The following is a 7,274-nucleotide window of genomic DNA, read 5'->3' on the forward strand; positions in this document are numbered from 1 at the left end:
TAACGTGACAAACAAGCCAATGGGACCCAATTTACCATTTCCACCGACGCCATCGGCCAGCAAAGTCGGCCGTACGCTGGCCGAGTCGGAACACCACTGGCGGCAGGAGCCGCGGCGCATCCCCGAAGACGCGCCCCATATCTTGATCATCATGACCGACGATTCCGGTTTTTCTAACCTGGAGACGTTCGGCGGGCCGGTGCATTCGCCGACGATGAGCCGCCTGCGCGAGCGGGGCATCGCCTATAATGCGTTTCACACGACGGCGATGTGCTCGCCGACGCGCGCCTCGCTGCTGACCGGTCGCAACCATGAGCGCGTGGGCTCGGGCATCATCGCCGAGTTCGCCAGCGACTTCGACGGCTACGTCGGCGCGGTGCCCCCCTCGGCGGCGGCGCTGCCGCGCATCCTCACCGAATACGGCTACGACAGCGCCGCTTTCGGCAAGTGGCACAATACGCCGATCACCCACCTGACCACGGCCGGGCCGTTCGACCAGTACCCAACAGGGCTGGGCTTCAACTACTTCTACGGCTTTATCGCCGGGGAAACGTCGCAGTACGAACCGCGCCTGTATCGCAATACGACGCCTGTCGAACCGCAGATAGAGCATGGCCAGCCTTATCACCTGACGGAAGACCTGGCGCAGGAAACGATTCAATATATTCGCGGCAACCGCGCGCTCACTCCCGACAAACCGCTGTTCCTCTACTTCGCGCCGGGAGCGGTGCACGGGCCGCATCAAGTGGCCTCCGAATGGGCCGACAAGTACGCGGGCAAGTTCGACGAAGGGTGGGAAGCGCTGCGTGTAGAAACCTTCAAACGCCAGAAAGAGCTGGGCTGGATTCCTGAAGATGCCCAGAATACACCGATCAATCCCACGATGCAGCCCTGGGCAGACGTACCGGAAGACCAGAAAGCTTTTCAGACGCGGTTGATGGAGGTCTTTGCCGGTTTCCTGGAGCACACGGATACACAATATGGCAAGATTATCGACGAGCTGGAAGCGCAGGGCATTCTGGACAATACGCTGATCTTCTACATTGGCTCAGACAACGGCGCCTCGGCCGAAGGGCAGCTGGGCACGATTTCGGAACTGCTGGCTCAGAATCTGATCGATATTGATGTCACCGATCAAATCGCTGTCCTGGAACGCGACTACGGCGGCATACCGGCGTTGGGCGGCCCGCTGCTGGACAATATGTACCATCATGGCTGGGCCTGGGCCGGGGACACGCCCTTTAAGTCGACCAAGCTGGTGGCGGCCCATTTTGGCGGCACGCGTACGCCGTTGGTCATCTCCTGGCCGGAGAAGATCAAAGCGGACCAGACGCCACGCCCGCAGTTTCACCACGTGAATGACATCGCGACTACCATCTATGACATCCTGGATATCGACCCGCCTTTCGCCGTAGACGGCTTTGAACAGGATGTGCTGGATGGCGTGTCGATGGCCTATTCCTTCGATGATCCTCAGGCGGAAGGGCAGAAGAGCGTGCAGTACTTTGATATCTATGCCAGCCGCGGGGTTTACCAGGATGGCTGGTATGCCTGTGCCTTCGGCCCACGCGAGCCGTGGAACCGCATGGCCGCAAATATAGCGGAGTGGAATCCGGATGACGATGTGTGGGAATTGTACAATCTGGACGAGGATTACTCGCAGGCCAATGATCTGGCCGCGCAGATGCCAGAAAAGCTGCAGGCGATGAAGGATCTGTTCACGATGCAGGCCACGGAGAACAAGGTGTTCCCGATTGGCGCCGCTTTTTATACGAGCGTGCTGCACCCGGAGGAGATTCGCAGCTCGACACTGAGGGAGTGGACTTTCTTCTCCGGCCAGACGCGCATTCCGGAATCGATGGCCCCGAAATTCGTCAGTGGATTTTCCAGCCTAGCCAAGATCGACCTCGATGTGCCGCAAGCGGCGGCGGGCGTACTGTTCTGCGTGGGCGGCATCGGCGGCGGATTCACGGTTTATATGGATGACGGTCATCTATGTGCAGAGTACAATACGATCAGTGTCGAACGCTATAAAGTGCGTTCCGACGAGCCTGTAGCCGCCGGTAGACGGCAGATCGAGGTTGAGCTGCTCTTTGACGAGCGGGTTCCGCAGTCGCCGGCTACGCTGACCTTCCGTGTGGACGGCAAGCAAGTTGGGCAGGGGCGCATCGAGCGCTCGGTAATGGCCGGGTTTACGGCGTCGGAGACGTTTGATATCGGCATCGACCTGGGCTCGCCGGTGTCGCTGGATTACCACGAACGAGCGCCGTTCGCTTTCAACGGTGCGATTGAGAAAGTTAATTTTCGTTATATCGATGATTCGGAACGTGTTATTCGGCCGTTTCTGAGCACGATTGGCGTTCTTTAGGCGGAGCCCTGACTAACTTCCCCGCAAACCTGGAGTTTCCAGGGAAGTATTGGTGAAGTGATCTAACGTAAGTTTGAGTTTAGTTTAAACAAAAAGGAGATTCTAAATCATGGGTAGTTTAGGTGGAATCTTATTGATGTCGATGCTCGGAGCGTCGATCTCCGGGGTTGTTGTGGCGGTCATAGCCAAGTTTCTCTTGCCGGGTAAGCAGCGCGTATCAGGTATCGAGATGTTTCTAATCGGAACGGGCGCGGCCTGGCTTGGCGGTTTCCTCGCCGGGCTCATTGGCTGGGGAGACGGGCGCGGTATTCATTTCGGCGTGCTGGCGATCCAGGTGGCGATTGCCGCGGTTGCCATTTGGCTCTGGACCAATTTCCGCAACAAGCAGGTCAAGCAGGCTGTTGTGCCCGGGCCGCCGCGGGACAAGGATGGCAAGAAGGATATAAATGACAAGAAGGACAAGGACGACGAGGACAAGAAGATCGATATGCCCGGTCCTCTCTAGACAGGACCGCGGTGCACAAAGCCGCAGGATCGCAAAGCCAATCTGAGAGCCTCAATCTCGCGAATTGCGCACCTGGCTAGCTACCTACCTCACGGATCGCCTGCTAGCGTAGCTAGCTCTCGCACCGCCTGCTGGCGTCACGCATCGTCTGCTGACGTGCTGCCGTGGCGTGGCAATCTCAGACCCCCTTCATCGCCCGGTTTCCTCAAGCGTGTATGAGACTGCCACGTCGATCTTGCTGGATTGCTCCCTCAGCCTTAACTCAGTTGCTGCCGTCGCTCGATCTCCTAGCTCTCACCTCTCGGTGGCCTTACCTAGCTCTCGCACCGCTTGCTAGCGTCACGGTACGCCTGCTAGCTCTCGCATCGGCTGCTGCCGTGGCGTGCTAGGCCGCACCGCTTGCTAGCGTCGCAGTGACACGAGTCGTTCGAGCAGCGGTTTGCATAGACATAATTCCCTTGAACTCGGTACATTGCGTGCTTGACCAGCGCTGAACTTGCAGGCAAGACAGTGTATTGAGACCAGGTAGCGAATTCGCGACAGTATCCTCCATGTTGACACAAGGGGATCGAAAAGATTCATTTCCTCTATATCGACTATTTGGAGCGCCATGTGTGGCCTTATCTGGCGGCAGTAGGGATACATTAGGTAGTGGTGAATCGAAAATTGCACCTTGCTGAACGGTCAATGGGCGTCATCTCAACCTTGCTCCTTCCAGGCGTATAACGTACAATGTATAGCAGTCGTCAGTGAATCTGGCGGCTGCTGTGTTCGATATCCATCCGATACGAGACGCCTGCCGGATGCCACTCAGGTGTGCGGGCGTCAACTGAGCCAGAAAGGAAACTACCATGTCGGTCCTGACCGATTACCTGCCCGATGAGCAGACTTTGTTGATGGAAGGCCCGCGGCTGGGTGCGATCGTTGTTTCTGCGGCCAGCCTGGGACGCAAGAGTGAAACCTCAGAGGAGGGCTTTGCGGCTGCCCTGTACGTGTTGGAGAGCCAGGGCGACTACCTGGACAACACGTTGATCAGCTCCATCCAGTATACCCTGGAGCAACGTGCCTCGACCGGCGGGACCTTCGCCGATTACACGAAGCTGGCCACTGCACCAGACGCCATGGAAACATCGTTGGCCAAGCTGCGCCAGCTGGTTGAGCTGCTGGCGCGCAAGTCGAACCCGGAGGAAGCAGCCGGCTACAAGCAGTGGGTTATGGCGGCGGCGGTGCGGACCAGTGAGGCAGGCGAGGAGGATGAAGGTTTCCTCGGCTTTGGCGGCGTCGACGTCAACGACGCCGAGCGGGAAGCGCTGGCGCAGGTCGCCGCAGCGCTGGGCATCGCTGAATGAACAATGGTCGCGGCCAGTTTCGCATGATGATCGAGTCGCCGGCCATGGCCGGGATGTATGAGCGGGAGAGTTCCGAGAACTGTGGCGGGGGCAATCAGGCGGCCCTATGAACGGACGCGAGCGAATTGGCCTGGCCATGCAACTGAAAGAACCGGATCGGGTGCCGGTGATGTGCCAGCTTGCCACGGGCCACTACTTTCTGAACACGCGCTTCAGACCTCACGAGATTTGGTACACCAGTGAAGCCTTCGCCGAGGCGTTGGTTATTTTGCAGCGCCGCTATCGCTTCGACGGCATCCTCATCAATCAGCCAGGGCGACCCGACAACTTCCTGGCGGATCTGGTCAGGATTGAGGAGAACGACAACGGAGAGACTCTCATCTGGTCCAACGGCGACGTTACCTTTATCCCCTGGGACGATAACGCCCAATTCCACCCGGCTGACAGGACGAAGCCAATTCGCGCTGATTTTGAGACTATCGACCCCGATGACCTGAGCGGTCTGGACGATCTGGCCGGCTACATCTGGAACACGCAACACATCCAGCGCATCCCCGGAAAGACCAAGCCTGGCCCGCTGACCGAATTCCCGCCCTATTTCTTCAAAGCCATAGATCTGGTGAAAGCGCTGGTCGGGGATGAGGTGTCGGTGCATGGCGAAGTCTTCTCTCCTCTCACCTATTACATGGAACTATTCGGGTATGCCGATGCCTTGATGACCTTTATCAAGGACCCAGGCAAGGCATGCGCCTTGCTGGACCGGCTTACTGAAGCCTCGGTGGCATGGGGGACAGCACAGGCCCGGCGCGGGGTCGATGCCGTACTCATCTCCTCGGCTTTCGCAGGCGGTCCATTTTTGTCGCCAAAGATGTACGGTAAGTTCGTGGTGCCGTATGAAAAGAGAGTCACCGACGCCATCAAGGCCGCCGGTGTGACCGTTTACACCCATACCTGTGGCAGCATCAGCAAACGCCTTGATCTCATGCTGGAAACGGGTACCATGGGCATCGATACCATGGACCCGCCACCCCTGGGCAACACCGAACTGGCCTACGCCAAGGCAACCATCGGCGATAAGGTCTTTCTCAAGGGCAACATGAACTCGGTTGAGCTTCTGGTAGCCCAAACAGAGGCAGAGGTCATCGCCCACGCCAGCGAGCGCATTCGAGAGGGCATGCCAGGCGGCGGCTATATTCTCAGCACCGCCTGCTCGGTCTCGCCTCGCATGGAGCCGTGGAAGCTGGAATTGCTGGCGCCGCTGGCCGAGGAACTCGGACGCTATTGACTTTACTTTACCTGATCTGAAGGGCGTGCGCAGCGCTTCTGACATCCGGTAACAGGAGGAACCAACCATGTCACGTCTGTTAAGCGGAACCCGCTTTCTTGTCATCGTACCCGTCATTGGCCTTACCCTGGCAGCTGGAGTCTTTTTTGTCATCGGTGGCTTTCGGCTGATTGAACTCATCGTCAGGGGCCTTCTTGAGCTGGCGGGCCTGATTGCTGCGACACCCCACCACGGTGAAGAACTGCCAATTGAGGTCGAAATCGTGGAGTATGTGCATACCTTCCTGATCGGCACGGTGCTTTACATCACAGCCGTTGGCCTCTACCAACTCTTCATCGAGGAAATAAAATTCCCGGGCTGGCTTCAGATCGACAGTACCGAGGAGCTGGAGACGAACCTGATCGGTGTCACGGTCGTCGTACTGGCGGTCAATTTCATGGGCTACGTTTTCACCCATGACGCTGCTGAAATGTTCTATTATGGTGCCGCCATTTCGCTGCCAATTGCTGCCCTGGCCCTTTTTGTTGGCTTAAGGACCTGGTCAACGCAAATCTCCAAGTCCACCGAGCAGGCCGAGATCGATTGGAAGCTGGGGAAGCATGAGCAAGCGGTTGAGCTCGCCGACGAGTCCGACGACGAGAACAGGGCATCGAATGACTGAACTCAAATAGCGCCTGTGTGCCCTGCCCCCGGTCAGGCGATACTACGGGCAGCGATGATACCAGATTTGCCCACCATTGCCCGAGGCGATGGCGTCTGTGATTTCTGCTTTCGCCGGGGGTGAACAGCGCTTCTGGAGCATCCTGGGGGTTTTGCTGGACCGGAGCTGGAGAGATGTGGTAAACTTTGGTCAGGTCTGATTTTCCTTTGAGCCACTCTCAATATGCGATCTGCGTAACTCCAGTTAAGGAAAAAGGATCAACCATGGTTTCGCGTGGAAGATTTTGGCTGGCCGCTGTTCCAATGGCACTGGCCGCAGCCGGAACCTGGATATACCGGCGGCGAACAATCGAGCGTATTAGCAGCCATGAGAGCCTCGACGATCCGTCTATCGCCGAGGCGTTTAACCGGGTGGCGCGCTGGCCTCAGATGCGCCTGTTGCGCTGGTATGCTGCCCGCCGGGCCATCGCCATGAAAACCCAAGGAGAGGCCGCGGATCTGGGCTGTGGTCCCGGCGACCTGGTGGTCGGGCTAGCCGCGCGCGCGCCTGGCCTGCACGTTACCGGCGTCGACCTGTCGGATGAGATGCTGGCCGAGGCAGAGCGTTTTTCGGCTGGCACGTGCGTGGCCAGTCGGGTCTCCTTCCGCAAGGGGGATGTGGCCCGCATCCCTTTCCCCGACGGCTCGCTGGATCTGGTGGTCAGCACCCTGAGCCTGCACCACTGGGAGGATCCGGTGCCAGTGTTGAACGAGATCGGCCGCGTGCTGCGCCCCGGAGGTTCTTTCCTGGTCTTCGACCTGCGACGCGACCTGTCGCCGCCCTTTTATCTGTTGCTCTGGCTGGTTACCCGGCTGATTGTGCCCAAGACTCTTCGGCGCATCAATGAACCGCTGGCCAGTCGCGATGCTGCGTACACACCGGGGGAAGCGGCCGGGTTGGCGCGCCGCCCCTGGTAGGGGCAGTGGCTTGTCCCTGCCCGTGGTCGTCCCTGCCAACAGAGGGCGACCACGAGGGTCGCCCCTACGCCGATGTGCCCTCGCTGCACACCATGTACATCGACAAGCCGATACAGGGCCATAATTTGATGCAGGCCATTGCCCGCGGGC

The 7,274-nt window shown here is 58.7% G+C and carries 6 protein-coding genes; all 6 read left to right on the forward strand.

Annotation, left to right across the window (positions count from 1 at the left end):
* The first annotated feature begins 142 nt into the window (after window positions 1–142).
* The 6 genes from U9R25_20480 (at window position 143) to U9R25_20505 (ending at window position 7,124) form a co-directional block, all read left to right on the forward strand.
* Entirely contained in the window at window positions 143–2,368 is a 2,226-nt protein-coding gene (locus tag U9R25_20480; GenBank protein MEA3338273.1) for an arylsulfatase, read from the forward strand.
* Window positions 2,369–2,501: 133 nt separating this feature from the next.
* Window positions 2,502–2,873: a hypothetical protein gene (locus U9R25_20485; GenBank protein MEA3338274.1), complete on the forward strand. Its 372-nt coding sequence runs from the start codon at window positions 2,502–2,504 to the stop codon at window positions 2,871–2,873.
* Window positions 2,874–3,724: 851 nt separating this feature from the next.
* A complete protein-coding gene (locus U9R25_20490) occupies window positions 3,725–4,222 on the forward strand; it encodes a hypothetical protein (protein MEA3338275.1) in 498 nt (165 codons plus the stop codon).
* Between the two features lie 106 nt (window positions 4,223–4,328).
* Window positions 4,329–5,507: a uroporphyrinogen decarboxylase family protein gene (locus U9R25_20495; GenBank protein ID MEA3338276.1), complete on the forward strand. Its 1,179-nt coding sequence runs from the start codon at window positions 4,329–4,331 to the stop codon at window positions 5,505–5,507.
* A gap of 67 nt (window positions 5,508–5,574) precedes the next feature.
* Window positions 5,575–6,168 (forward strand): YqhA family protein, encoded by a 594-nt coding sequence (locus U9R25_20500; protein ID MEA3338277.1) that lies wholly within the window; start codon window positions 5,575–5,577, stop codon window positions 6,166–6,168.
* A gap of 263 nt (window positions 6,169–6,431) precedes the next feature.
* Window positions 6,432–7,124, forward strand: coding sequence for a class I SAM-dependent methyltransferase (locus U9R25_20505; protein ID MEA3338278.1), 693 nt, complete (start codon window positions 6,432–6,434; stop codon window positions 7,122–7,124).
* The last annotated feature ends 150 nt before the right edge of the window (window positions 7,125–7,274 follow it).

This window comes from Chloroflexota bacterium (genome assembly GCA_034717495.1).
GTDB lineage: Bacteria > Chloroflexota > Anaerolineae > JAAEKA01 > JAAEKA01 > JAYELL01.

What these genes read in the sequence shown, in the direction of transcription:
- U9R25_20500 (MEA3338277.1), top strand. Translation starts at nt 5,575, where the DNA reads ATGTCACGTCTGTTAAGCGGAACCCGCTTTCTTGTCATCGTACCCGTC.
- U9R25_20490 (MEA3338275.1), top strand. Translation starts at nt 3,725, where the DNA reads ATGTCGGTCCTGACCGATTACCTGCCCGATGAGCAGACTTTGTTGATG.
- U9R25_20505 (MEA3338278.1), top strand. Translation starts at nt 6,432, where the DNA reads ATGGTTTCGCGTGGAAGATTTTGGCTGGCCGCTGTTCCAATGGCACTG.
- U9R25_20495 (MEA3338276.1), top strand. Translation starts at nt 4,329, where the DNA reads ATGAACGGACGCGAGCGAATTGGCCTGGCCATGCAACTGAAAGAACCG.